This is a genomic window from Shewanella sp. 2_MG-2023 (genome assembly GCF_030548905.1).
Taxonomy (GTDB): Bacteria; Pseudomonadota; Gammaproteobacteria; order Enterobacterales; family Shewanellaceae; genus Shewanella; species Shewanella electrodiphila.
Genome location: NZ_JAUOSO010000008.1, coordinates 158,288 through 184,373, shown reverse-complemented (window position 1 = coordinate 184,373; position 26,086 = coordinate 158,288). Strand labels below are relative to the sequence as shown.

General features: G+C 39.9%; 23 protein-coding genes. 3 read left to right on the top strand and 20 right to left on the bottom strand.

Features of this window, described 5'->3' with window-relative positions:
* Positions 1-113 precede the first annotated feature (113 nt).
* From Q4600_RS10300 to Q4600_RS10275, 6 genes are all read right to left on the bottom strand, one after another.
* Positions 114-977 (bottom strand): tetratricopeptide repeat protein, encoded by an 864-nt coding sequence (locus Q4600_RS10300; RefSeq protein ID WP_303515976.1) that lies wholly within the window; start codon positions 975-977, stop codon positions 114-116.
* A 103-nt stretch (positions 978-1,080) separates the two neighbouring features.
* A complete protein-coding gene (gene htpG, locus Q4600_RS10295) occupies positions 1,081-3,000 on the bottom strand; it encodes a molecular chaperone HtpG (RefSeq protein ID WP_102528411.1) in 1,920 nt (639 codons plus the stop codon).
* A gap of 300 nt (positions 3,001-3,300) precedes the next feature.
* Positions 3,301-3,900 carry a recombination mediator RecR gene (gene recR, locus Q4600_RS10290; protein ID WP_102528412.1) on the bottom strand — a complete coding sequence of 200 codons (600 nt, stop codon included), beginning with the start codon at positions 3,898-3,900 and terminating at the stop codon, positions 3,301-3,303.
* Between the two features lie 177 nt (positions 3,901-4,077).
* Positions 4,078-4,311: a helix-turn-helix transcriptional regulator gene (locus Q4600_RS10285; RefSeq protein ID WP_102528413.1), complete on the bottom strand. Its 234-nt coding sequence runs from the start codon at positions 4,309-4,311 to the stop codon at positions 4,078-4,080.
* A complete protein-coding gene (locus Q4600_RS10280; protein ID WP_102528414.1) occupies positions 4,304-4,801 on the bottom strand; it encodes a hypothetical protein in 498 nt (165 codons plus the stop codon). Before Q4600_RS10280 ends, Q4600_RS10285 begins: the two co-directional genes overlap by 8 nt.
* A 514-nt stretch (positions 4,802-5,315) precedes the next feature.
* Positions 5,316-5,666, bottom strand: a complete 351-nt coding sequence (locus tag Q4600_RS10275; protein ID WP_102528415.1) for a putative quinol monooxygenase — start codon at positions 5,664-5,666, stop codon at positions 5,316-5,318.
* A gap of 297 nt (positions 5,667-5,963) precedes the next feature.
* Between Q4600_RS10275 and Q4600_RS10270 the strand changes: the two genes are divergently transcribed.
* Positions 5,964-6,143, top strand: coding sequence for a DUF6435 family protein (locus Q4600_RS10270; RefSeq protein WP_229368820.1), 180 nt, complete (start codon positions 5,964-5,966; stop codon positions 6,141-6,143).
* Between the two features lie 240 nt (positions 6,144-6,383).
* On the opposite strand, the gene Q4600_RS10265 is transcribed toward Q4600_RS10270, so the two are convergent.
* From Q4600_RS10265 to Q4600_RS10235, 7 genes are all read right to left on the bottom strand, one after another.
* Entirely contained in the window at positions 6,384-6,713 is a 330-nt protein-coding gene (locus tag Q4600_RS10265) for a YbaB/EbfC family nucleoid-associated protein (protein ID WP_102528417.1), read from the bottom strand.
* A 130-nt stretch (positions 6,714-6,843) separates the two neighbouring features.
* On the bottom strand, positions 6,844-9,606 hold the full coding sequence (gene dnaX / locus Q4600_RS10260) for a DNA polymerase III subunit gamma/tau (protein ID WP_303515966.1): 2,763 nt from the start codon (positions 9,604-9,606) through the stop codon (positions 6,844-6,846).
* A gap of 302 nt (positions 9,607-9,908) precedes the next feature.
* Entirely contained in the window at positions 9,909-10,460 is a 552-nt protein-coding gene (apt, locus tag Q4600_RS10255; protein ID WP_198589576.1) for an adenine phosphoribosyltransferase, read from the bottom strand.
* A 157-nt stretch (positions 10,461-10,617) separates the two neighbouring features.
* Positions 10,618-10,983, bottom strand: coding sequence for a YbaN family protein (locus tag Q4600_RS10250; protein WP_102528419.1), 366 nt, complete (start codon positions 10,981-10,983; stop codon positions 10,618-10,620).
* Positions 10,984-11,319: 336 nt separating this feature from the next.
* The gene (locus tag Q4600_RS10245) at positions 11,320-12,081 is read right to left on the bottom strand and encodes a DUF2063 domain-containing protein (protein ID WP_229368822.1); all 762 of its coding nucleotides are present in this window, start codon (positions 12,079-12,081) and stop codon (positions 11,320-11,322) included.
* The gene (locus tag Q4600_RS10240) at positions 12,081-12,920 is read right to left on the bottom strand and encodes a DUF692 domain-containing protein (RefSeq protein WP_229368823.1); all 840 of its coding nucleotides are present in this window, start codon (positions 12,918-12,920) and stop codon (positions 12,081-12,083) included. Before Q4600_RS10240 ends, Q4600_RS10245 begins: the two co-directional genes overlap by 1 nt.
* 141 nt (positions 12,921-13,061) lie before the next feature.
* The gene (locus Q4600_RS10235) at positions 13,062-13,523 is read right to left on the bottom strand and encodes a hypothetical protein (RefSeq protein ID WP_229368824.1); all 462 of its coding nucleotides are present in this window, start codon (positions 13,521-13,523) and stop codon (positions 13,062-13,064) included.
* Positions 13,524-13,837: 314 nt separating this feature from the next.
* On the opposite strand from Q4600_RS10235, the gene Q4600_RS10230 reads away from it, so the two are divergent.
* The gene (locus tag Q4600_RS10230) at positions 13,838-14,785 is read left to right on the top strand and encodes a tRNA-dihydrouridine synthase (RefSeq protein WP_303515958.1); all 948 of its coding nucleotides are present in this window, start codon (positions 13,838-13,840) and stop codon (positions 14,783-14,785) included.
* Between the two features lie 154 nt (positions 14,786-14,939).
* A complete protein-coding gene (locus Q4600_RS10225) occupies positions 14,940-15,308 on the top strand; it encodes a TraR/DksA C4-type zinc finger protein (RefSeq protein ID WP_102529633.1) in 369 nt (122 codons plus the stop codon).
* A 124-nt stretch (positions 15,309-15,432) separates the two neighbouring features.
* On the opposite strand, the gene Q4600_RS10220 is transcribed toward Q4600_RS10225, so the two are convergent.
* The 7 genes from Q4600_RS10220 to Q4600_RS10190 all read right to left on the bottom strand — a co-directional run bounded on the left by Q4600_RS10220 (position 15,433) and on the right by Q4600_RS10190 (position 25,927).
* Positions 15,433-18,147 (bottom strand): TonB-dependent receptor, encoded by a 2,715-nt coding sequence (locus Q4600_RS10220; protein ID WP_303515956.1) that lies wholly within the window; start codon positions 18,145-18,147, stop codon positions 15,433-15,435.
* Positions 18,148-18,610: 463 nt separating this feature from the next.
* Positions 18,611-21,364, bottom strand: a complete 2,754-nt coding sequence (locus Q4600_RS10215) for a TonB-dependent receptor (RefSeq protein ID WP_303515954.1) — start codon at positions 21,362-21,364, stop codon at positions 18,611-18,613.
* Positions 21,365-22,105: 741 nt separating this feature from the next.
* Positions 22,106-22,537, bottom strand: coding sequence for a nucleoside-diphosphate kinase (ndk, locus tag Q4600_RS10210; RefSeq protein ID WP_102526368.1), 432 nt, complete (start codon positions 22,535-22,537; stop codon positions 22,106-22,108).
* Between the two features lie 212 nt (positions 22,538-22,749).
* On the bottom strand, positions 22,750-23,400 hold the full coding sequence (locus Q4600_RS10205) for a TetR/AcrR family transcriptional regulator (protein WP_229368827.1): 651 nt from the start codon (positions 23,398-23,400) through the stop codon (positions 22,750-22,752).
* Between the two features lie 125 nt (positions 23,401-23,525).
* On the bottom strand, positions 23,526-24,929 hold the full coding sequence (locus Q4600_RS10200; protein WP_102526366.1) for an amidohydrolase family protein: 1,404 nt from the start codon (positions 24,927-24,929) through the stop codon (positions 23,526-23,528).
* A gap of 92 nt (positions 24,930-25,021) precedes the next feature.
* On the bottom strand, positions 25,022-25,504 hold the full coding sequence (locus Q4600_RS10195) for a Rid family detoxifying hydrolase (RefSeq protein ID WP_303515946.1): 483 nt from the start codon (positions 25,502-25,504) through the stop codon (positions 25,022-25,024).
* 15 nt (positions 25,505-25,519) lie between these two features.
* A complete protein-coding gene (locus Q4600_RS10190; RefSeq protein WP_248954776.1) occupies positions 25,520-25,927 on the bottom strand; it encodes a GFA family protein in 408 nt (135 codons plus the stop codon).
* Positions 25,928-26,086: the final 159 nt, after the last annotated feature.

Sequence of the window (26,086 nt, the reverse complement as noted above, 5' to 3'; positions counted from 1 at the left end):
CTTTCATATTTTTAGGCCGCGATTCTCGCACATTTAACCTCTGTTTAGAAGGTTAAAAGCGAAAGAGTTAGACCAATATCTAATACGTCATGACGTACATAAAAGGGTTGCGTTTAATACAGTAAGCTATATAAACGACGGCGATACTGATTCGCTAAGGTGTTGCCTTGGCCTAACGCTGTAAGTATTTCCATAAACACTTGTTTGACTTTGCCATCAGCTGCCGACAAATCTTTTTGTAAAATCACAAATAAACTGTCTAGTGCTTCTTCACCGCGATTAGCTTGATTAAGCGCTTTGGCTAAATCAATTGAAAGGTCAGCATTGTCCGGTTGCTGCTCAAGGGCTTGTTGTAACTGACGAATTTCTGGAGTGTCAGCGGCATCTTCTGCCAAAGTCAGCTTAGCTTTAAGATTTTGATAATAACTGTCTTGATCGGCAAGACCTATTGTTGCTAGCAGGGTTTTCGCTTCTGCTAATACCCCCAGTTGTAAATAGGTATCAACAAGATATAACCCAACCTCAGCTTTTTCACCTGAATCGGCGTAACCGCTTTTTAGTAGTGCTAACGCTTCTTCTAACTTTTCTTTAGTGACATTTTCGTCAGCTAAAATGGCTTTAGCGGCGTTCACATCTTGAACCCATAGTGCGGGTAAATGCTTATTCAATAGTTCATTAACTTGCTCGGCACTTTGAGTACCAGCAAAACCATCTATCGGTTGGCCTTTATTTAACACAAGGTGCGTCGGTAAACTTTGAATTTGAAAGTAGTTAGCAATTTCTAACTCAGCTTCGCAGTTCACTTTAGCGAGAATAAAGCGACCCGCTTGCTCGTTGGCAATTTGCTCCATCAGCTGCAGCATTTGCACACTTTCAGGCTGTTGCTGCGCCCAAAAAGACATAACAACAAAGTTATCCATTGAGGCATCAACAACCTGCTGAATGTTCTCTTTGGTTAAATTAATAATATGTTCCATCGTGGATCCTTGTTAGCCATCCTTCAAACCAGTATCACACTGGCTATAAATGAATGCTAATAAAAAGCGGACACTCGGTCCGCTTTTTTATAATGAAGAATGTTTACTTCAAGCTAGCGACTAGCATTTCATTGGTTAGCTTAATGAATGCAGATGGATCCGCTAAGCTGCCTTTTTCAGAAAGTTGTGCTTGCTGAAGCAACAAGTCAGCCCAGTTAGCAAATAACTGCTCATCTTGCTCATTGTTCAAACGCTCAACAAGAGGATGATGCGGGTTAATTTCAAACGTTGGCTTAGACTCAGGTACTGGCTGACCAGCTGATTGCATCAACTTGATCATTTGCGATGACATTTCACCTTCACCAGCAACAACACACGCAGGCGTATCAGTTAAACGAGACGTCACTTTAACGTCTGCAACTTTAGCGCCCAATGCTGTTTTCATACGCTCGACTAGCCCTTCAGCTTCACCAGCTAATTTTTCTTGAGCTTCTTTTTCAGCTGCATCTTCAAGTTCGCCAAGTTCTAAATCACCACGGGTTACTGAATGCAGTTTCTTATCTTTAAATTCAGTTAAATGGTTAATTAACCACTCATCGATGCGCTCTGACATTAACAGAACTTCAATGTCTTTCTTACGCAGTAATTCAAGGTGTGGGCTGTTTGCAGCCGCTTCATGGCTGTCTGCCACGATGTAATAAATCTTGTCTTGACCTTCTTTCATACGGCTAATGTAGTCATCTAGCGATACGTCAGTGGCTGCTGTGTCATTGTGCGTTGACGCAAAACGAAGTAAACCAGAGATGCGTTCGCGGTTAGCGAAATCTTCAGCTGGGCCTTCTTTCAACACTTGACCAAATTCAGCCCAAAATGTTTGATACTTCTCAGCATCATTTTTAGCCATTTTTTCAAGCATGCCTAATACACGCTTAGTCACGCCACCACGAAGTGCTTTGGTTACGCTGTTGTCTTGTAAAATTTCACGAGACACGTTTAATGGTAAATCGTTTGAGTCGATTAACCCTTTAACGAAACGTAAATAAGTCGGCATGAATTGTTCTGCGTCATCCATGATGAATACACGTTGAACAAATAATTTAAGGCCGTTTTTCGCATCACGGTTAAACATATCCCACGGCGCTTTGCTCGGGATATACAGTAGACTTGTGTACTCTTGCTTACCTTCAACGCGGTTATGAGACCAACTAGCAGCATCACCATAATCGTGCGAAATATGCTTGTAGAATTCTTGATACTCTTCATCAGAAATGTCTGACTTGCTACGAGTCCAAAGCGCAGTGGCTTTGTTCATTGGCTTCCACTGACCTTCAGTAGCAGGAATCGCTTCACCGCCCTCTTCAGTCGCTTCAACCGCAGGTGTGCCTTCTTCAAACATTTCTACTGGTACTGAGATATGATCAGAGTACTTAGTAATGATTGAACGTAAACGTGTATCGTCTGCGTATTCTTTTTCTTCATCACGTAAATGTAGAGTGATTTCAGTACCACGGCTGTTTTTAGTAATGGTATCGACAGTAAAGTCGCCTTCACCTTCTGATTCCCACACAACACCTTGGTTAACATCGGCGCCTGCTGCACGAGTACGAACCGTTACTTTGTCCGCAACGATAAATGCAGAGTAGAAACCTACACCGAACTGACCAATAAGTTGTGAATCTTTTGATTCTTCACCAGACAAGTTTTTGAAGAAATCAGCCGTACCTGATTTTGCAATCGTCCCTAAATGTTCAATCACACCATCACGTGTCATACCGATACCATTATCTTCAATCGTAACGGTGCCTTTTTCTTTATCGGTACTGATACGAACACGCAGTTCAGTATCGTCTTCAAATAAGGTGTTGTCGGTTAATGCAAGGTAACGCAACTTATCAGCCGCATCGGCCGCATTTGAAACTAGTTCACGTAAGAAAATTTCTTTATTTGAATATAAAGAATGGATCATCAGATGAAGAAGTTGTTTTACTTCGGTTTGAAAGCCATGTGTTTCTTGTTGAGACATGAAAATTTCCCTTGGTTTAACGTTAATACTGCAATTGCACTGAAACCGGTTAAGTTTTCAATGCAATTAAAATTCTTTGTTACCTAGGAAATGGGGCGTGAAAATGAGTTTTCAAGGGGATTTTTTTCTCATGCCTAAAAAAAACGCAAAAAGGGCTAAATTAGCCCTTTAATATTCAATTTTGCTACGAAGATGATAATTAGACCGTTCTTTAGGTAAGAATTAACTCTAGATTCAGGACATATTCACAGTTTTGAATTCAAACAATCAGCTTAGAAGTGTTAAATCAAAAGCATCAGTTTATAACGGAATACGACCATTAAATGATAAAGCCAGTGTGGTACTGTCGACATACTCAAGCTCTCCACCCACAGGAACACCATGGGCAATGCGGCTAATTACCACATTATGACGACGAGCAATATCAGCGATAAAGTGCGCAGTTGCGTCGCCTTCGACTGTTGGGTTAGTCGCTAAAATAAGTTCGGTCACATCTTCTGATGATAAATGCTTTTCAAGTAAAGCCAGACCTAACTCTTCTGGTCCGACGCCATCAAGAGGCGACAAATGGCCTAACAGAACAAAGTAACGCCCCATAAAATGGCCGCCAGCTTCGATAGCCAACACATCAGCAGGGGTTTCTACCACACAAATGGTTCCTGCAGTACCGCGTTTAGGGCTACTGCAAATAGGACATAAATCTTGTTCAGTAAAGGTTCTACAAGCCTGACAATGGCCAACTTCACTCATCGAACGCTCTAGCGCAGTGGCAAGCTTTTGCCCAGCTTTGCGGTTACGCTCTAATAATTGAAACGCCATACGTTGAGCAGACTTAGGCCCAACACCAGGTAAACAACGTAACGATTCAATTAACTCATCGACAAGAGGACTAAATTTCATAACCTAAAAACTGCCTTAGCAGTGCAAGTGCACTAAAAAATGGTATCAGCATCGATAATAAACATCGGCTGAAGAATGGGTGAATTATTATCGTAAGCGTTAAAGATTGCAAAGAGTATCTTGGCTAATGGCTTTAGAATTCGCCTTTATAAGACTCATTAATAAACTCACAGCCTGTTAATCAGCGGTTGAGCGATACCGAAAAACCTCCTCTAAGGGCAAATTAAACACCTCTGCAATTTTAAAGGCGACTTCCAGCGTGGGTGAATACTTATTTGACTCTATGGCCATCACGGTTTGTCTTGTAACACCAATTAATTCAGCTAATTGTTTCTGTGTCATTTCATCATGTAAAAAGCGTAAGGTGCGAATAGAGTTAGATATCCCTACCCCTGCATCATTTTTACCCATAAATATCACCCGTACGCCCTTTATATAATTGCACGCCATAATGAGCGAGTTCTGCGGTTAAAAAAGCCACCAGTAAGATATGCAGCGGCAAATGAGGAATCGTTTCAAACAGTATCGTCTCAGCCTGTTGTTCAATACCATATTGTACCATTGCCAGTACAACACCAACTTGTAAGATCATCGCAGAGTATTTATAACCGACTAAATTAATTTGCTTTTCACGTACATCCATAGGTTGATTAAGTTCATCATCGCTCACAAACGCTAAGGCGATATAACTGATGACCATCAGTACAACCGAATAAATGATCACCTCCAATAACACTCCAGAAATCCATACGGTTGAGGCCAATTCTTCAGCTGATGCATAATACATTCTGCTTAAGTAAATATAAAAAATATAACCCGTCACAATTAAATCCACTGACAGCGTCACTTCTCTAAAACTGGTTTCTTGCAACCACTGATGTACCTTTTGCAAATTACTCATGTTAACTATACCCCACTCCATGTAAAAAATATTTAACCTGCATATAATTTATGCTTACTTTCTAGTCGTGTCAAATATTTTTAACCTGAGGTACAGTATTGAATACTTAAGTTGGATCTCATATGACCTCAGTAGCCTGCCATACCTCAATGAGACTTCATCGGTAAATGACATTTTAAATCATTAAATTTTAAGACAAATATCTTAAAAAATATAATGTAAAACAAATAAAACAGATGGGTAAAAACGAATAAAGGGAATGATGGTGAGTAAATCTTATTGAGTGGCGAGATGGCTTACGTCACAGAAGACAGAGAACCCAGATGGCAAAATCACAGGGGCTAAAACCACAGGGCTAGCATCACAGAGCATATTAAGTAGAGAGTCCCGCTGCAGGGGCTCTCTGCTTCAAGCACTTAGCACTTAGCACTTAGCACTTAGCACTTAGCACTTAGCACTTAATAAAATCAGTTAAACGAGTTTTATGAGTGAAATGACTTACGCTAGTGCGACATTATTCGTAGATTGGGGCATCATACTCATAGCCTTCATCGGTGTATGCAGTAACGATAGCATCGTCAACCAACCCCGTTTCAGCCTTAACTTGAGTTTCAAAGAAATGTTGAATTTGCTTCCTACGACCATGTGCGGACCATGAATCTGCATTATCCCAAATTTCATTAAAAACGATTGGGTATTCATTTCGACTTGCACTTGAATGATCGATTTGTCGAGTAAGCATGTATTGAATACAACCTTCTTCACGATATGAGTCAGGCTCAAGCGCTTTCAGTATTTCAAATAATTCAGCTTCCTTACCCGCTTTCGGCTTAAACTGAGCCAATACATATACACGACTTGTCATTATATTCCCCTACATTCCAATTGGTTACTTCCGATGCTAGTACAGTACCTTACAATGCATTATTAACACAACTCGCTATAAGTCATCGCACACTAGCACATATAAAAAATGTATATAAAAGTACAATGATATTTGTGAAGATTTATACATATAACCGACCGCTGCACACCTCGAAGACAACCAAGGGTTTCTTTATATTATAAATTTAATCGTCTGCTATGTTTTAACTTTAGTTGTTAAACCAAACTTCAATGGGGAACGTATTAGAAATAAACAATGAATCATCAGGTGAACCACATGTTGTCAATATTCAAACGTGACCCATTAAAGAAGCTCAATAAAGCCTATGAAATCAAGCTTGAACAAGCGATGCATGCCCAAAGGAAGGGAGATATTAAATCCTATTCAATGATCACAGCTGAAGCTGAATTAATTGCAGATGAAATACAGGCGCTTGAGAACACATCGAACACTTAACGCCGCTTTAAGCGAAAATGCCCAAGTTATTATCCTTTTATCTAAACACCTATTATTTAAACACTTATTATCTAAACTTATTAAAATGGGCAACCATTATGCTGGCACTCAACGTACACAGGGGGCATTGTAAAAGATGGTTGAAATCAGCTTCTAACAAAAAGCCCAAGTCGATGACTTGGGCTTTTAATTGATTCAACAATCTAGCTTAGCTAAATGCTTAGCCAGTAATTTGTTGTCTTAGAATGGCATTTTCATTCCTGGCGGTAATTGCATACCACCGGTGACTTCTGCCATTTTAGTCTTTTGATTTTCTTCGATGCGACGTGCTGCGTCGTTGAATGCTGCAGCAATAAGGTCTTCCAACATCTCTTTGTCATCTTCCATCAAGCTTGGATCGATATCCACTTTACGGATGTTGTGTGCACCAGTCATAGTGACTTTAACTAAACCTGCACCCGCTTCACCAGTCATTTCTGATTGAGCGATCTCTTCTTGCATTTTAGCCATTTTGTCTTGCATCTGTTGGGCTTGTTTCATTAAGTTGCCCATACCGCCTTTTCCAAACATAGTCTTTTCTCTTAATTAGGTTATTAGCAAGCAGCCAAAGTGGGGCTAATCTTACTGAAAAAAAATAAATTGGCAATAAGTCTCAGTTTATTGCTATCAAACTTTTGAAGCTGCTACCGCTTTAGCCCATTTAATGTGCAACTAAAGCTGGAATTTGTTGACCAATGGCCTGTAATTTCTCTGCGGGATACACCAGGGTATCCGGATTTAACTGCGCAGCCAATCGTGTGAACATCCATTGTACTTTGTCATCATTAATTAAAGCGTAATTTGCATTAGCTAATAATTCACGATGGAATCTTTTTCTTAATTCTAGGGGCGTTTCATGTTTTCTGTCTAAACCGACTGTCACTTCAACAGTTGTTGGCTCACCAAAATGCTCTGTTAACGCAATCTGTAATTGGTCAATAGCCACATCTGCTGCTAGATGCTTCTGATCAGGCTTTAACAATAACGGAATGGGATTATCTAAGCGCTGACAAACAGAATTGACCGCTAATTGTCTTACACGACCGCCAATACTCAGCGATGCCATCACTTTATACCAATGTAAGTCTAGCTCATCACCAGATATATCGTGCTCACCGTTTACCGCCAGTGCCGTTGAAGGCTGTGTATCCTTTGTGGCAGTAGGTACTAATGATTGAGGTGCTAATGACTGAGGTGCTGCAGTCGTTGCAGAAACTGTCTCAGATTGACCATGTCCTACTGGTTCGACGTGATTCGTAGCAGAATGTGCCTCACCACTCGAACTTGTATCACTATTAAGGGCAACTTGCTCAGTATCTTGAGCATTTTCAGTGATGCTTTCTTTTGTTAATAAGGCTTGAGCCATAGGCGGCTCAATCGCCCCTTCTGGTTTAACCCACGGCGCTTTATCGTTTTCATTATTAACAGAGTCAACAGCACTATCAACCGACGTTTTTGCCTGATTGCTGTCACCTATATCAGATGACTCAATTGTTGCATTTCCTTCTGCGGCATTTTTACTGCGTGGTGCGGGTACCTTTATACTAGGACTCGCTGCCGCCTGTTGCTTTTTTGCTTGCTCACCTTCTGTTGCCAGTGAGTTTACGTCAGCTTTTAATGAATCATTGGTGGCCAACACGGCATCAAGCAAAGCATCTAAATCTGCCGTTTCTTCCGCCGTTGGCTCTGGTGTGGGGTTTGGTGCTGCTTCAGATGCTGTTTCTGAAATAACGGCCGCGTTAGTTTCAACAGCTCGCGTTTGTTGCGAGTTCGCTGTTAATGAAGCATCGGTATACTGACTGTCAGAGAAAGCACTCATATCATCATGCTGATAATCATCCATTGAGCCTTCAGCGCTTGCTTGCGCAAATTGCTCATAAGCATCCATCGGCATGCCATCATGGTCATTTGATGGTAACTGAGGCTGCGACTCTGGTGTTTGCACCTCTTGTACCGGTACTTGATTTGTTACTTGTTCAGTCTTCGACTCTACTTCTTGCTCGGGCTTTTGCTCAAGCTTTTGTTGAGTGACTGCTTGTTGCTCAAAGCCTAAACTGCTGGCTTGGCTTAACAATATGGCTTGTTCAGCCGCAAGCGCTGCATCAGACTTATCTTCTGTTGCAGGAGCATCAGCTGATTGAGCCATTAACTCAGGTTCATGTTTAAGCTCTGGTTTAAGTTCTGGTTTTGGTGTTAGTTCTGGTTCTGACTCTGGTTTCAGTTCAGGCTTAACTTCCGCTGTCGCAACTGATTTAATCGCTGATGCAGCAATTGTTTCGGCGCTAGGTGCTGCAGGCAAACTTATTTGCGCGGCATCATCTGTGTACCAACGCTTTACTGGTTTTTCAGGTACAAAGGCAATTGCTCGCAACAATGCCATTTCTAACCCTGATTTAGGATCAGGTGCAAACGCCAGTTCTTTGCGGCCAGTTAACAATAATTGATAGTAGAGCTGAACTTGCTCAGGCGTTAATTGCTCAGCAAAAGCTAAAATATGTTCGCTGTATAATGATTGCTGCGCTGCAGCGGGGGCGAACTGGCTCAAGGTTATCTGATGCAATAGCTCTAATAAGCTGCGTAACACTTCGTCGGCATCTGCGCCAAAACTTAGAACCTGTTGAATGGTCTGCATCAAATTGGCGACATCTGCATCACACAGCGCTTTTAATAGTGCCAGCACTTGCTGCGCATCAATACTGCCCAACATAGATTGAACTTGTTGATGCATTACTTGGCCACTGCCAAATGCGATTGCTTGATCCGTTAGGCTTAATGCATCTCGCATACTGCCGTTCGCAGCTTTAGCCAGTAAGTCTAGTGCTTGAGGTTCGTACTCTAATTGCTCTTGAGTCAATATGAAGTCTAATTGCTTAGCAATTTCATCTTGAGAAAGGCTTTTTAAATTAAACTGCAAACAGCGAGATAATACCGTAACTGGTAGTTTTTGCGGGTCAGTTGTAGCAAGCAGGAATTTAACATGCTCAGGCGGCTCTTCAAGCGTTTTAAGCAAGGCATTAAAACTACTTCGAGATAGCATGTGCACTTCATCGATAAGGTACACTTTAAAGCGACCACGTGATGGCTTGTACTGTACATTGTCCAGTAATTCACGGGTGTCATCCACTTTGGTACGCGACGCCGCATCGACTTCAATTAAGTCGACAAAACGCCCTTGGGCAATTTCAACACAACTAGAACATACACCACAAGGCGTTGATGTTACGCCTTGTTCACAGTTTAATCCTTTAGCAAATAGCCGAGCTAAACTGGTTTTACCGACACCTCGAGTGCCGGTAAATAAGTATGCGTGATGTAAGCGCTGCTGAGTTAATGCATTTGTTAGAGCTAATAAGACGTGTGATTGTCCTACCATTTCTTCAAATTTTGCAGGGCGCCACTTACGGGCTAACACCTGATAAGACATGGAATTCCCCAAGCTTTAATAAAACGGGATGATTACGATTAATTTTACCCGAAAATAAAAATAACAATAACATGCAAGTGATTCTGGCGCTATTGATACACTATTTGCTGGGTGGGTTTGGCGAAGTATTATACCAATTCCATCAAATCGAATCGGAACCTTGAACAGCGTGATGGGTTTAATCTGAAGAGTTTCAACTTATTCGTTAATCGTTGCGATAGTCAATGCCATAACCGATGTAACAAATAGAGCAAGCAGAGCAATGTTCAACACTGCCCTGCCCAGTAGAGTGCTAAAGAGGTTTACTCGCCCTCAAACTCACATAAGGTTAGGATATCGATACCTAACGCTTCGATACGCTTCTCGCCGCCAATATCAGGCAGTGAGATAACAAATGCAGCATGAGCAACATCGCCACCGAGTTCACGAATTAACTTTACAGTAGCTTCGATAGTGCCGCCAGTTGCAAGCAAATCATCAACTACAAGTACTTTATCACCTGGTTTGATGGCATCAACGTGGATTTCTAATGTGTCTTTGCCGTATTCAAGATCATAGGTTTGCGAAATAGTCTTTCTTGGTAGTTTGCCTGGCTTACGTACAGGAACGAAGCCAATACCCAGTTCCAATGCTAATGGTGCACCAAATAAGAAGCCACGCGCTTCAGTGCCAACCACTTTGGTAAATCCAAGCGACTTATAGTGTTCAACAAATAATGCGATAGTCGCTTTATAAGCCTCTGCATCTTCTAATAAGCTGGTGACATCGCGAAACATAATGCCTGGAATTGGATAATCAGGAATGGCTTTAATGCTGTCTTTGATTAACGCTAAGCTGGTTGGATTCATAGTCATATTGATTCGTCTATTTAAAAAGGAATGGATTAATAGCCATGGTGCAATTCTGATTAAACTGAATTTGCAAATATAGTATCTGGCATATCACTCGATTTGGCTGATAGTAAGCATGTTTGAGAAGAGTTGCAACTAACGAGCAAAATACCAGCAACTTTTAATCTAACTCTGGGATCTGCCACATAAAAAGCAATAGCACACATAACATACAAACCAACATGATTTGTACCCACAATAATGGCACGATAGCAATACTGACGACGAAACTTAACGTTGTCATAATCATGGCTTTGCGCTTTAACTTTTTATTTATTGATCGTTTGTTTTGCCAGTCATTCAAACCTTGAGAAAACCATGGATGGGTCATTAACCAATGATGAAGTCTGTCACTTGAGCGTGCAAAACAATATGCCGCAAGCAAGATAAAAGGCACTGTGGGTAGCAATGGCACGACAATACCAATTGTACCTAGCGTTACGCTGGTTAAACCAACAATCACAAAAAAGCCGCGCTTTAACGACATATCTCTCCAGGGCCAAATCAAAAAAACCATTCAATAGAATGGTTTTTGGGTAACCGATACTATCAAAAATAGTCCGGTATAATAACTGAGATTGGCAGTTAAATTAAGCCTGCAAGTCTCAAAGCTGAAATAGAAGCTGGTAATGTTGGTAATAGCAAAACAAGGATAAAACCAATAAAATACAAAATGTTAAATGGGTCTTTAAACGGCTGACTCATGTTATTAGATTCCTAAGAGTATTGTTAACCACCTTCTGGCAGCGTGAACTGGATCACAAAATTCGCGCTATTGTAAGTAAAAAGGTCGTCAATAAAAACCACAAAATAACTGTGCCATTTATTCTGCTTTATCTAGATTATTTATCGTGCAAATAATGCCCTTTTCTGCCAATTGCTGCAGCATCTGCAAGCAACCATTTGATAAGGCTTCACTGCTCATTTGCGGGTAGGAAGTTTGTAACCAACCAATAATATCACTCAAATAGCAATTATCGGTTTGACTGATAAAACCGAGGACTTGGGCCGTAAGCGGGTTTAATTGTAAAAACACCACTTCATCATCAACATCTCGGTATACGCAAAAACTGTATGCTTGTTCACTGGGCTCTGTTGGTTGGTAATCAACACTAATATGCTGCACTTCATAGTGATACTGAGTCACAGTAGCCTTAGAAGATAAGCTTAGGGGCAACTCCGTTATCATTTCAGCTGATAGAGGCTGCTCGTTTTCATTATCAAATACGGTGGCAATGTATAACTCTAACCATTCATAATGCGCCAACTCCACCATAAAAGGTGGATCGTAATCTACCGTTTGATAACTGGTTTGTAGAAACGCAATAAACTCTTGAGATATTTCGATGAATATCGGTGTTTTACAATCAAAACTAACAAAAAATGCCTGTATAAGCTTACGCCATGCGTCATCAGTATAAAGTGACTTTAAAACTGGAAACGCACCAGAGACAAAGCCATCAACATTATTGAAAAAAAGTTCTCTGTATACTGTCATCCGCTCTAACGTCATCCCATCTGGTAATGGGTTACTAGGGTCGCGAATGTAATCCATAAAGGATTGTTGAGTGTCAATAAAGTTCATTATGCACTCCTGATCTTTGTTGCAGTTAACGCTTGCTGCTGATATTGATGGATTTGATTAATCTCAAGCAATAACTCTGGTGTTTTAGGGATGTTAAAGTCTCGCTCTAATAATGTCGGAAATACCCCATGCAACTGGTAACTTTGTTGTAAAAGGGCCCATACAGGATCGATAACATCTGCGCCGTGAGTATCCACCATCAATTCAGGTGTTTCTTCATAATGACCTGCAATGTGCATGTATTCGATACGATCAGTTGGCATTGACGCTAAAAATTGTGCAGCGTCATATTGGTGATTAATGGAGTTCACATAGATGTTATTGACATCGAGTAGTAATTTACAGTCCGCCTCAGTAAGCACCGCATTAACAAACTCTTGTTCATTCATCTGCGCACCAGGTGCTGCGTAAAAAGAAACATTTTCAAGAATAAAAGGCCGTTCTAAAATATCTTCAACTTGCTTAATTCTTTTGGCTACGTAACTGACCGCTTCTTCTGTAAACGGGATTGGCATCAAATCATACATATGGCCCGTACCAGAACAGTAGCTAAGATGTTCTGAGTAAATATTGATTTGATGTAAGTCGAGAAAGGCTTTGATGTTTTTAACGAAATCAGTATCAAGCTTTTCAGGGCTACCAATTGATAAAGAAAGTCCATGACAAAAAAACTCGTGCTGTTCAGTTAACTGCCTAAACTGTTTGCCAAATTTGCCACCTAGAGTCATCCAATTTTCAGGTGCGACTTCAAAGAAGTTGATTTCATCAGGTACTTGCTGACAAAACTCATCAAGCATCTCTCGGCGTAAACCCAGTCCCACTGTTGCTTGCTTTGCCATTACAACACTCCATTTATGACTTTTTATCAATTAAAAAGGCCTGCATAACAGGCCTTATCATGACGTACTTTACGCTGACAATAAACACTCAATGGGGTAAAAAAATGTTTATCCGCTAAAGTAAATAAATAAGCAAACTAATTACTTAGCACCGCCACATTTACCTTCACCACACTTACCTTCTTTAGCTTTACCTTCAGCAGCTTTTTTCATATCGCCGCCGCATTTACCTTCACCACATTTGCCTTCTTTGGCTTTTTTCATGTCGCCGCCGCACTTACCTTCACCGCATTTACCTTCTTTGGCTTTTTTCATGTCACCGCCGCACTTACCTTCACCGCATTTACCTTCTGCAGCTTTTTTCATATCGCCGCCACACTTACCTTCACCACATTTACCTTCTGTGGCTTTTTTCATGTCGCCGCCACATTTGCCTTCACCGCACTTACCTTCTTTAGATTTGCTTTCGCCACCATCAAGTTGGTAACCGGCATTCATTTGCTCAAAACCAAATGGGTTAGCTTCAACAGAAGTTGATACACCTGCAGTTAATACCACTGCGCCTAAAGCCATTGCTACTGTAGTTTGTTTTACTGAGTTCATAATAATCTTCCTTATATTCAAACTTTATAATGGTGACCAACAACTAACAGTGCTGGCTTACACTTTAATAGACCTACAACCGTTTACTTTTATTTCACAAAAATTGATCTAAATCATAATTATTTTCAAAAATTCTTGCTAGAAAGCCAAGGCTATTTGTAATCATAGTGTAAATTTATGATGTATCAACCTGATATTTAAGATTAATATTACTTTTTCAACTTATTTGTATTTTTTCACTGTATTGAAATGAATTTGTATAAAAAGCTAAAGTCGCTAGAATGGCGCTCCTTTAATTGACAACAGGTTGAACCGTGCGCGTAGTATTAGCTCCGATGGAAGGCGTCATTGATGATTTGATGCGAGAAATATTGTCTGAAATTAATCCTTATGACTTAGTGGTCACTGAGTTTGTGCGAGTAATCAGCCAATTGCTTCCTGAAAAAGTGTATTACAAACTTTGCCCTGAACTCCATAACGGCGGGTTTACCGCATCAGGTACCCCTGTTCGAATCCAATTATTGGGGCAACATCCAAGTGTAATGGCTGAAAATGCCCAACGAGCCGTTGAGTTAGGCTCACAAGGTGTTGATGCTAACTTTGGTTGCCCTGCAAAAATGGTCAACCGCAGTAATGGCGGCGCGGTATTACTGCAATACCCAGATACCATCCACGATATAGTAAAAGCCATGCGAGATGCTGTACCTGCTGAGCAACCTGTTACCGCAAAAATTCGTCTAGGCTTTGAAGATAAGTCTTTGTTTATGGAAAATGCGTTAGCTGTATATGAAGCTGGCGCCACAGAGTTAGCTATTCATGCACGCAGTAAAGTCGACGGTTACAAACCACCTGCTTATTGGGAATACATAACCGAAGTAGGTGAGCGCTTACCGATTCCAGTGATTGCTAATGGTGAGATTTGGAATGCTGATGATGCCAAGCGCTGTATGGAAGTGACAGGCTGTGACAACATCATGCTTGGTCGCGGGGCTATGTCGCTACCAAACTTAGCGGCAACCATTAAAGATGGTGTAGCACCTTATACCTGGTCACAAACCTTAAGTTTACTGCTGAGCTACACCCAAAAACAGCTTATTGGCAAAAAATCTGATTATTATCCAGCACGGGTGAAGCAATGGTTCACCTATCTTAATAAGCAATATCCAGAAGCAGACATATTGTTTAGAGAGTTAAGAGTGATGAAAACAACAGATGATATTGTGGCGATTTTAGAAAAAGCATACGAGCAAAATAATAAATAATGGAATTAGTTATTTGGTAACCTGCACTTTATATGAATAAAGCTTAATATTAGATGACATAAATGAAGCCTTGATTTGATCTCCATCATAACAATACTGCTGTATAGCGTTAGACTACATACCCAGTAAAATGATTAAGTAATTAGGCCCTTTTGTGAGTACTCAAGAGATACAACAAACATTAATGCAAAAAGAAGCACAGCTTAAATACGAGCTAGTGCATCACCTGAATCAGCAGGTTAATGTAAATAGTGCAGCTCAAATTCATTTTAATATGAGTTTGACAGAGCTGATTGAGTTAATGAGTAGCCAAAATTTGACAGACAGCCCCCTTTTCAGCCAACTGACTCGCCTTGATGCTGCTCTTTGCCAACTAGAATTAGGTCTGTATGGTTTGTGCTCTGATTGCGAATCTGAAATAGAACCAGATAGATTAGCAATCGATCCTACTGAGCAGCGCTGCGCTCATTGTGATGCAAAACACCGTCAAGAACACCGCCAAGAACTTCGTTTAAGTCACTAAATCTCACCTCAAAAATTCAGCTAAACAAACCGTTTATTACTGTTTTTATTTCTTTTTTAAGAGAATTTGGACCATAAAAAAACCTCCGAATCGCGGAGGTTTTTAGTTTTAAACTATAAAATCTTTAGAACTTTTGGTTGATTCTAAGGTAATAAGTACGCCCTAACACATCGTACAGACCCGTATTAACGTCACGGTAGTCAGCAAAGTCGTACCAAGTCGGTGCTTCTTCATCAAACAAATTGTTTACGCCTACTGTTACAGTGCCATTCCAGTCATGGGTGTAGCCAACTTGCAAGTTATGCTTAAAGTAATCAGGGGTATCAGTGATATAGCTATAACCTAAATCACGCCAGTAATCACCCGATTGGCTACCAATGTATACTGTTGTCCAAGCAGCACTGAAGTCGTTGTAATACCAAGCTGCGGCTAGATTACCACGCCACTCCGGATAATCTTGAATACCAGCAAGGTCGATAGCTTCAGACTCTGCACTAGCTTGCTCTTCAAATTCCAAAATATGAGTTAAATCAACTTTAAAGTTGAAATCACCAAAGCTAGTTTCTAGATTATAAGATGTAGCAAAATCGAATCCGCTTGTATTTAAAGAGGACATATTGATATAGCCACTCTCTAAGTAATCAATTTTACCGTCATCATTACGAGTGACTAAACTAGAGCCACCATTGATTTTTTCATCACGAATAACATCAGTCGCACTTACTGCTTCGATTTTATTATCGTACTTAATGTCATAGTAAGAAAGCTCAACACTCCAAGCATCCGTTACATTCCATACTCCGCCTAAGGTTAAAGAATTCCCCTCTTCTGCTTCTAAGTTCGGATTACCACCGAACCAAGTCTTGTGTTGATTATTATTAGCACAGTAACCAGGATCTAGGCTTGCGTTAGTTTCACACCACACAGAATCATAAGCCGTTTCAAAGCTTAAAGATTGAGAAGAAAACATTTCGCCCATGTTTGGCGCTCGGAAAGAATCACCATAACTAGCTCGTAAAAGTAAAGAATCGACTGGTCTCCAGCTCAAACCAAACTTAGGCACAACGGCATCAAAAGTAGAAGAGTTTACAATTTCGCCTGTCGCACCAGTAAGTGTTCCAGATTGCTCATACTTTTCATACCTAACAGCAACAGATAAGTCTACATTAGCTGGCAAACCTACTTGGATTTCAGTATATGCTGCAGTGCGGTCTCGTTCTGCATCAACATCATCACCACCAGAGCCACCAGAAATAATACCAGCAGCAGACTCAGGGTCAGACGTTTGTTTGAAGTTAATCATTTCATATTCAGCACCCACTAACATCGCCATTGAAACCATATCGTTTTCAAATAATAATGTTGATGCAAGACCATCTATTTGAGTGCTGTCGAATTTACCTTGATATACACCAGTATGATTAGCAGCACTATATAATGCTGTCATCTGGTTATTCCAATCCTCATAACTCATACCTGATGTATTAAAAATATCGTATTGATCGGTATCAAGTTCACTTTGAATGATGTTGTCATTAACCAAGTTATAGTTAAATGAGTTAGTTGTTGAGCCTGAATATTGCCCATTTATTTCCCAGTCGATCCCATTTCCAACATCAGAAAAACCAACAAACCCACCTAAAATATCGAAATTATTTGTTTCTGTTAATGTATCACGCTCGCCAATTTGTACAGAGCGCATATAAAGTGTCATGTCAGAATCAGTCGGGTTATATTGGCTATCTGCAGAAAGTACTGGATAGTTTGTAGAAACAGGTGTTCCTGCATAACGAGTATTTGTTTCACTTAAGGATGCAGAGCCACGTCCTCTAAATTGAATATCATCAGTGATGTTATAATTGAAGTTAGTCATGAATGAGTTTCGCGTCATATCACCAAATAACTTAGTTACTGCGCCATAATCATATCGGCATTGACCACTGTTATTATCATCAACTTTATCAACTGTATTTTCAGTTTGATCGCACAAATCTGAGTTGGAATAAAAATCATATACCCAAACTTCTTTACCATCTTCATCAAAAACTAAATTTCCATCGTCATCAACTTTCTGGATGTTTGTATTGTAATAGCCATTTGGCACTGAACTAAAAACACTATTAGCATCATAAGAAGGATCATTCACATTCCAAATATCACGATCCATAACAGCTTTAGTATCATAATATTCGTAGGTAAATGTCACATTACCTTGATCTGTATTAAAGCCAGTTGCAATGGAGAAGCGATTGGCATCGCCACCTTCTACCGAAGGTTGCTCTGTACTGAAGTCTAACTGAAAACCTTCAAATTCTTTCTTGGTAATAATGTTAATTACACCAGCGACTGCATCAGAGCCATATACAGCCGATGCACCGTCACGTAAAATTTCAATACGCTCTACTATCGCAATTGGTATTTGGGAAGTATCAGCTGTTGCTCCAGAACTTGAACTTGTGCCTGGCATGCGACGACCATCTAACAACACTAAAGTTGCTTGTGAGCCCAGACCGCGCATATTAACACTACTTGTCGCACTCGCACCTGAACCATAACCAGAAGTTCCACGCCATGATCCAAATGCATTAATAGATGAGTTATTTAAGACATCAGCAACGGTTTTTTCACCAGTAAGTGCTATATCTGCAGCACTTAGTACTGTAACTGGCGAAGATGTCTCCATATCGACTTGCTTAATACGTGAACCTGTTACTTCAATTCTTTCCACTTTCTCTGGTGCATCTTCAGCAAATGCAACACCTGAGAAAGCAACTGATGCTGCTGTCGCAGCTAGAATACTGCGACGAATCGCCTTAGCTGTTAACGTTAATGAACTCATGTAAATCTCCCTGGATGTTAGTTTTACTAACACATTGACTTTTTATTGTTTTATTTAGTTAAACCGAGGTTATAACCTCAGCTCGATACTGTTAAAACAACGTAAATCATTCAATGAGGGATACATTAATTTAACGAATTGGGTACAAATTGATACACGAAACAGTGAGCTAAATCACCATAGGTCAGCAAATAACCTTGAAAAACATGTGGTTGATTTTCACTAAGATATTAAACCTCAAAAGCTGAGGTAGGAGATACAAAAAGAAACACCTGATATATGGAAGTAAAAACAACTTAACACACTGATACAACTGTAAATAATAAGAATAAAATCGACAGATACACCTTACATATGTTTAGGGAAAGTTAACTGTTTATTTTGTTTTAAAAACAAAAAATCCCAGCCGATATCTCGACTGGGATTTTATTAACAAGATTTCTTAAAAATTAAGACTTCTTGATTAGAACTTCACGCTAGCACGAACGAAGAAGTAACGACCTAATACATCATAAGTGTACGGATCGGTATTCGAATCGTTATTACCTGTGTAGTAAGGAGGCTCTTCATCTAATACGTTATTCACACCACCTGACAATCTAACTGTTTCGTTGATGTCGTAAGATGCTGAGATATCGTGGTAAACAATTGAGTCAACAGAAGGCGCGTAACACTCACTTGGATCATCTTTACAAGCGAATGAATCCATACCGTCAATGTAACGAGCTTCATAAGTCGCTGACCAATCGTCACCTGATGCAGTTAAGTTAAAGTTAGTTTTTAACTCAGCATATGCACCTACACCACCAGTGATGTAGCCAGTGTAATCAACGGCATTGCCATCTTGGTCAAATTCTTCGTATGTATCTAAGATAGAAGTATCAAGACCTGCTTTCCAATCTAAACCTAAGCCTTCGAAAGTATAAGCAAGGTTGATATCAAAACCAGAAGTGTTGGTTTCACCAATGTTTTGCAAACCATTATCAAATGCAATACGACCTGTGTTATCAATCGAGATATTCGCTGACTGACAAAGAGCAGTACCTTCATTGATCTTATTACCATTAGCATCTAAACACTGGTTAGCAACATAGTTTGAATCAACTGAAGTAATTGTATTTGTAATAGCAATATCGTAGTAATCAACAGTTAACGATAAGCCTTCAACATAGCTTGGAGAATAAACTAAACCAAGAGTTGTGATATCAGCTTCTTCAGGAGTAAGGTTAGGATTACCACCTACTGTGACTTCTGCCTGAGTTTGCTCTGTAGCTGGATGAACAATTTGATCGAAAGATGGAGACTTACCACCGTATAATTCATCTACAGTTGGTGCACGGAAAGCGGTAGATTGAACACCACGAACCATCAAGTCATCAAATAAACGCCAAGTTAGACCTAATTTCCAAGTGCTGTCATCACCGAATGTGCTGTAATCGAAGTAACGAATTGCAGCGCTCATATCAACTTGTTGAGCTAGTGGTAAGTCACTTAATAAAGGAATCGCTAATTCAGCGTAAAACTCACTAACATCAAATGAACCCGATGTAGCTTCTACACGTGGGTCATTAGCAAGACCTTGAGCAGTTAATGAATCAGGAGTGAAGTATGCAGATTCTTTACGGAATTCATAACCCGCAGCAAAACCCATGGTACCAGCTGGTAAATCTACGATGTCGCCTGAAAGTGACAAAGCTGCGATATCCAGTTCACTACCACCTGCGTTAACTTCTGTATAAACAAATGGAGAGATACTATCACCCATCCAAGAAGACTGTAGGAATGGGTCAAAATCACCAGCTTGAACAGCATCATTGATAGAGCCGATGTTGTGTAGGTTTGCTAATGTGTCAACTGAATCATTCTTACCTTTGTTGTAAGAAGCATCCCAAGTCCAACCATTTTCGAACTCTCCTTCAAGGCCAACAACTAAACGAATAGTGTCAACAACCTGAGAAAAGTTACGAGTACCAGATTCAACCATACGACGACCATAGCTTACTTCTTCGCCAGCTTGAACCCAAGGTAATAAATCGTCAGTCATGAAACCGCCAGCTGACATTGGCTTGTATTCCCAAGCTGCTGCGTTCCAAATAGGCTGAGGTGCCATTTGTTGATCAGACCAACGCTTAGAGTACATCGCTTCAGAGAAGAACATAATGTTGTCTGACAGTTCGTAAGTACCTGCCATGCTTAGATTCAAACGCTCCATTGGCGTTGAAAGGAAGCTGTCTGCAGAATAGTTATAACGGTCATCATTTGTGAAGTCATGGTATTCACCATCACGACCACTTAAGTCAGCTGCTGATTTTCCATCAAAATACTGGAATTTAGCCTTGCCTTCACCATCATCAACATATTCACCGTAAAATCCAGAATCACCGATAGCATAAGCGCCATCAACACCAGTGCCTACGATGTTAAAGTTTTTATCACCCCAAACGTGTCCACCTTGTGAGTATGAAGAACCGGCACAATATAGGCCGTCAGCACCTTCAGCGATAGGACATTCTGAGAAATCACGATCTGCTTGGCTCGCGTCACCACGTTTGGTGTACTGCGCGTTGATGACAACGTTACCTTTATCGAAGGTATTACCCATAGTGAAATCAATGCTTGATTCGTCAGCGTCGCCTTGACCTGACATACCTGTTTGAACATTTAGTTCAAAACCATCAAAATCACGCTTTAAAATGACGTTAACAACACCAGCAATTGCATCAGTACCATAAACAGCTGAAGCGCCATCTTTAAGTACTTCTACACGTTGGATCATTGAAACAGGAATAGTGTTCAAATCAACTGAAGATGCAGCGCCTGTACCTGAAGCGATCATACGACGACCGTTAACAAGTACTAGAGTACGCTCCGCACCCAAACCACGTAGGTTTACGTTAGTGTTACCACCAGAACCATTGTTAATACCAGCATTTGTCATAGCGCCACCAGAAGAAGTCATCTTCTGTAATACATCATCAATAGATGTAGCGCCTGATGCTATAATTGCTGACGCATCGATCACTGTAACTGGGCTAGCCGTTTCCATATCGGTACGTTTAATACGTGAACCAGTTACCGCAATTCTTTCTACTTTTTCAGCTTGTGCTTCTTCAGCAATTACACTGCCTGAAAAAACTGAACCTGTTGCAACGGTTGTTGCTGCTATTGTCAAAAAGCCACGGCGGATTGCCTTAGCTGTCAAAGATAATGAACTCATTATTAAACTCCCTTCGTCATAATCAAACATAAAGTCACGACGTTATATTTTTTATTTTTAGGTTAATTATTTAATCAACCGAGAGCATTATTGTTAAATAAAATGACAATAGTCAACATCTATTACAAATTAATAACCAAGTATCATCACATTGATACAGACTCAATATTAACATGTGTTAAATTATTGTTAAATCACTATATAACAAGCACTTAGAGAATTTCAAGCTCACTAAGTTAAATATAATGTTGTTTTTTGTTAACCTTAAGTTATTAAAAAGATTAAATCAGATCAAATATTGAACAATTAAACTAACCCCAATATTAATAAGTTAAATTACAGATCTTAAAACTACGACTTAATTAACAAAAATTTAACTTAAGTAACAATTATTATTAAAAAAATAATTTTAAAATCACAATAAAATTTATAATTAGAAGTTTAATTTGCTTATTATTTAACAAATAAGCGACATTCAGCCAGATTAAAAAAGAGTAATTACTCAAGCTGATTAGAATAGGATTGCAGCAATTGAATTTTTAGCAGGTAGAAAAGCAATACTTATTCACATATTTGGCAATAAGAAAGCCTCGGTGTCGATTGGAAGCACAAAGAAAACCAATCTATAAATCACCTACAAGCTCGGAACTGGGGCTAGAGTAGAAGATCGAAAAGTTATCAGCAATTTTTAGACACAAAAAAGGAGCCATATGGCTCCTTTTAATCTAATTCAATTAAGAATTAACGAGTACGTGCACATAACTCTTCAGCACTGAAGAAGTAAGCAACTTCACGTTCAGCAGATGCTACAGAATCAGAACCGTGAGCAGCGTTCTCATCGATGCTTTCTGCGAAATCTGCACGGATAGTTCCTTCAGCAGCTTCAGCTGGGTTAGTAGCACCTAAGATTTCACGGTGAGCTAGAACAGCGTTTTCGCCTTCAAGCGTTTGAACCATGATAGGACCAGAAGTCATGAATGCAACTAAAGCACCAAAGAAAGGACGTTCGCTGTGCTCAGCGTAGAAGCCTTCAGCTTGTTCTTTGCTTAGGTGAACCATTTTAGAAGCGATGATTTTCAGGCCAGCAGTTTCAAAACGGTTGTAGATAGCGCCAATGTGGTTTTTTGCAACAGCATCAGGCTTAATGATAGAAAAAGTACGTTCGATAGCCATGAAAAGCTTCCTTCTTAATATAGGGTTTTTAAATTCGCGCGGATTATACGAAATTTACGCCTAGATGCATAGGGCTAATGGTGTCACATAATCAAAATGTCATCATGTGACTTAGCTTCTAGTCAAATTGTGATTCAACTCAAGCAAATCAACTATACAAAAGTAGCTGCAGCACCGCTTTATCGAAAACGAGGAAAACAGCAGATTAATCTTTAACCTGGATTAACAATTGGCTGTAAGTAGTTAAGTAACATCTTAGGTAATTGCTGCACGAATTGCATCTGTGTCATTGAGCAAGCGATTGCTGGTGTCAGGTTTGGATACAGAATTTTATCAAGCAGGCCATTGATCATCATATATATCGCCATATCTGCAGCTTGCTGCTTTATTGATGTAATATTAGCAGCCTCGTTACTATCAACAAATTGTAATAGCAAATGAGACAAGCGGCTATACGCTTCATTTCTGTCTAAAGTAGGATTTGCAAACATGGTGTCAGGATGTAACCGCGCATTTAGGTGAATGGTCCTAAATACACTTTTTCTATCGTCAAGGAATGTATAAGTGGACTCACATAGTGATATCACTCGATCCTCGAGCGTGTCGCACTCAATTGCTTCCATTTCCTCAATCCACTGCCCAAGCTCTTTTCCAAATGCATCATATAGAAGTGGTAGTAATGCTTCTTTGTTCTCAAATCGACGATAAAACGTCCCTACCGACACCCCTGCGCCTTCAGCTAATTCTTTAATACTGATATGTTCAAAGTACTTAACCTTTAATGCATCTTGTAAAGACTGCAGAAATTTATCATGAGTCACTTGGCTACGTTTTTGTTTTGGGCGTAAATCTATGGCTGACATGCATTTTTCCAGTTCGAATCAGGGAGGAAACCAAGGTAACAATTCCAGTGTATTGTCACCTTAAGCATCATACAATTTCTACTGGCTAAACTCTAATTCAACAGGTCATTTACTGCGCTGTTAAGTTAATGTAACCCTACTATCGCTTTATTATCAGCAACGATTTTTTTAGTGTCATAGCCAATGCCATTTTTAAATACCACTGGCATATCTTGAATTCGACTAATATCAACACTCAAATCACCATTTATTAATACTAGATCAGCATTCTTACCGACCTCAACTGAGCCAATAGTTTGCTGCTTATTAAGATAGTTTGCTGCATTCAAGGTGGCGATTTTAATCACTTCTTCTACACTAAAGCCTGCTTCATAAAGTAGCTCAATCATACGTTGATTTGAAAATCCAGCAACGACCCCGCCATAGCCGGTAGGATCCGTTCCGGCCATCAACAAGCCGCCAGCTGCAACAAACTTCTTTTCTAATTGCATCATTTTATTAAACACGACTGGCCAAGTAGCGTCTTCTTGCTGAGAAATAGTGAGCCAACGATTTTGATACTGCTCTCTAACTTGTGGAATGAGCGCTTCTAATGCTAAAGGGTAGGCTTGTGGTCGCCCTTTTGTGAACGTTTCATAAATAGTTAGCGTAGAAGTAATGGCGACTTTCTTTTCGACTAAATAGGCAATGAGATCATTGACCTCAGGTGAATCAATATCTAAATCAACTAATGACTGATGTGCCCCTTCTGGGCACATATCTTTCTGTTTGTCTTTAACAAAATCAGTAGCGGCAAAGAAACCATGTTCAAGGTTATCGATTCCCATCTCAGCGGCTTCTCGATAAGTTATAGAGCAAAGATGTGCTGTCACTTTATGATCCCGCAAATGCGCTTGCTCTATGACTGTTTCAAGCTCTTTTGTACGAATATTAATATAGGCTTTATATGACGTTACCCCTTCAGAAACCCAGTAATCTATCATTGCCTTAGCATTTTCTGCATCCCGAAGCGCTTTGAGTTTTAGAATTGGCAGCCCAGGACCATTTAAATACGGTGCAGTAACATCCATAGCAGGCCCAATAGTATCACCTGAGTTAATGGCATCTCTTACATTTAAATCCCCGTAAGGTGAAGTGGTGCCAGCAGTCCTTACCGTGGTTGCACCGCCAGCTAGGTATAGTTTGGGAAAGCTATGGAGCATTTCGGTGTAATGGGCTTTTCCGGTGGGATAAAACATATGCTCATGCATCATTATCAGGCCTGGAATTAAGGTTTTCCCCTTACCATCGATGATAGTGACGTCCTCTGCAATCGTTGTCGAAGCAGAAGCCATTATCGTTTTAATTTTCCCAGCCTCAATAACAACAGTTTGCGCTTCCTTAATTTTACTGCCAGTTCCATCGATGATATTGACATTGGTAATTGCAATTTTAGGTTGATCATAAGATATATAACCACTCGCCACAGCACTTAAAGAAATACTGTAAAGCAGCATACCTAGTGTGCAAAACAATTTAGATTGATTCATCCTTAACCTTATTCAAATATATTTTGAACAAGATGATATAGTGCAAACAGATTTATGTAAATCTAGATTCACATTAAGGGTGATTTTTAATGTTATTTTGCAGCAATACATTCAATTTCAATGCTGGCACCAAGAGCGAGACCTTTGACTGCCATAGTACTTCTTGCGGGATAAGGGGAACTAAAATGCTGCTTATATACCTGATTAAATGCTGAGAAATCTTCAATATCCGTAAGCATCACAGTGCACTTAACCACATCTTTCATTTCATAACCCATTCGACCTAAAGACCCTTTAATGCCTAATAATGTCGATTGAGTTTCCGCAACGATGCCACCTTTAACTAAGGTCTTAGTCTCAGGGTTAAATCCTATTTGACCAGATAAATAGACAGTCCCGCCGACTTTCACCCCTTCAGAAAATGGCAAGGTCATGTCACCTTCCTGGGTATTTAAAAAACTAACTTCACCCTCTGAATAGCTACCAAGATTTACTGGCAGCACTTTCTGTTCAGAACTCTGCACAGCATTAACATAAAAACTCGCTAAAATAGATAAACTGACGATCAATTTCATTGTCATCCCTTAATATTATGGTGTTGTTGAAAATGTGCTTATGCCATGTAAAGTATTCAACCAAGGTTGTGCTGAACGATGCCAGATTTGCATAACCGGCGTTAATTCATTTCTTTGATCCACAACGCCTAAACGAATTCCATACACCCTCGACTTATCACCAACGGAAGTGGCGTACATTGCAGAGCCACATTGCTGACAAAAACCTTGGGCTCGTTGATTGCCACTTTCGGCAATTTTGATGTATTCCTTTGGCGTGCCTTTGATAAAATTCATACCGTCAACTTCTGACATCACTACCGTCCTAAAGGCGCTGGCCGATAGTAATTGGCAATCAGTGCAATGACAGATGACAACTTTTTCTGGTAAAACCTTGGCAGTAAAAACTAACTCACCACAATGGCAATGTCCGGTGATGTTCATATAGTCCTCTAGATAAAATGAAGCTGACTTGATTTGCGAATACAAATTCACAAATAAGATAGTTACATTAATTCAACATTGCAACTTAAAATCGTGTCAATGAATCAATAAGTAAATTACTTGAAGATAAATAGAATACACAGCTTAAAAATAACGTTC

What these genes read in the sequence shown, in the direction of transcription:
- Q4600_RS10300 (WP_303515976.1), bottom strand. Translation starts at nt 977, where the DNA reads ATGGAACATATTATTAATTTAACCAAAGAGAACATTCAGCAGGTTGTT.
- htpG (WP_102528411.1), bottom strand. Translation starts at nt 3,000, where the DNA reads ATGTCTCAACAAGAAACACATGGCTTTCAAACCGAAGTAAAACAACTT.
- recR (WP_102528412.1), bottom strand. Translation starts at nt 3,900, where the DNA reads ATGAAATTTAGTCCTCTTGTCGATGAGTTAATTGAATCGTTACGTTGT.
- Q4600_RS10285 (WP_102528413.1), bottom strand. Translation starts at nt 4,311, where the DNA reads ATGGGTAAAAATGATGCAGGGGTAGGGATATCTAACTCTATTCGCACC.
- Q4600_RS10280 (WP_102528414.1), bottom strand. Translation starts at nt 4,801, where the DNA reads ATGAGTAATTTGCAAAAGGTACATCAGTGGTTGCAAGAAACCAGTTTT.
- Q4600_RS10275 (WP_102528415.1), bottom strand. Translation starts at nt 5,666, where the DNA reads ATGACAAGTCGTGTATATGTATTGGCTCAGTTTAAGCCGAAAGCGGGT.
- Q4600_RS10270 (WP_229368820.1), top strand. Translation starts at nt 5,964, where the DNA reads ATGTTGTCAATATTCAAACGTGACCCATTAAAGAAGCTCAATAAAGCC.
- Q4600_RS10265 (WP_102528417.1), bottom strand. Translation starts at nt 6,713, where the DNA reads ATGTTTGGAAAAGGCGGTATGGGCAACTTAATGAAACAAGCCCAACAG.
- dnaX (WP_303515966.1), bottom strand. Translation starts at nt 9,606, where the DNA reads ATGTCTTATCAGGTGTTAGCCCGTAAGTGGCGCCCTGCAAAATTTGAA.
- apt (WP_198589576.1), bottom strand. Translation starts at nt 10,460, where the DNA reads ATGACTATGAATCCAACCAGCTTAGCGTTAATCAAAGACAGCATTAAA.
- Q4600_RS10250 (WP_102528419.1), bottom strand. Translation starts at nt 10,983, where the DNA reads ATGTCGTTAAAGCGCGGCTTTTTTGTGATTGTTGGTTTAACCAGCGTA.
- Q4600_RS10245 (WP_229368822.1), bottom strand. Translation starts at nt 12,081, where the DNA reads ATGAACTTTATTGACACTCAACAATCCTTTATGGATTACATTCGCGAC.
- Q4600_RS10240 (WP_229368823.1), bottom strand. Translation starts at nt 12,920, where the DNA reads ATGGCAAAGCAAGCAACAGTGGGACTGGGTTTACGCCGAGAGATGCTT.
- Q4600_RS10235 (WP_229368824.1), bottom strand. Translation starts at nt 13,523, where the DNA reads ATGAACTCAGTAAAACAAACTACAGTAGCAATGGCTTTAGGCGCAGTG.
- Q4600_RS10220 (WP_303515956.1), bottom strand. Translation starts at nt 18,147, where the DNA reads ATGAGTTCATTAACGTTAACAGCTAAGGCGATTCGTCGCAGTATTCTA.
- Q4600_RS10215 (WP_303515954.1), bottom strand. Translation starts at nt 21,364, where the DNA reads ATGAGTTCATTATCTTTGACAGCTAAGGCAATCCGCCGTGGCTTTTTG.
- ndk (WP_102526368.1), bottom strand. Translation starts at nt 22,537, where the DNA reads ATGGCTATCGAACGTACTTTTTCTATCATTAAGCCTGATGCTGTTGCA.
- Q4600_RS10205 (WP_229368827.1), bottom strand. Translation starts at nt 23,400, where the DNA reads ATGTCAGCCATAGATTTACGCCCAAAACAAAAACGTAGCCAAGTGACT.
- Q4600_RS10200 (WP_102526366.1), bottom strand. Translation starts at nt 24,929, where the DNA reads ATGAATCAATCTAAATTGTTTTGCACACTAGGTATGCTGCTTTACAGT.
- Q4600_RS10195 (WP_303515946.1), bottom strand. Translation starts at nt 25,504, where the DNA reads ATGAAATTGATCGTCAGTTTATCTATTTTAGCGAGTTTTTATGTTAAT.
- Q4600_RS10190 (WP_248954776.1), bottom strand. Translation starts at nt 25,927, where the DNA reads ATGAACATCACCGGACATTGCCATTGTGGTGAGTTAGTTTTTACTGCC.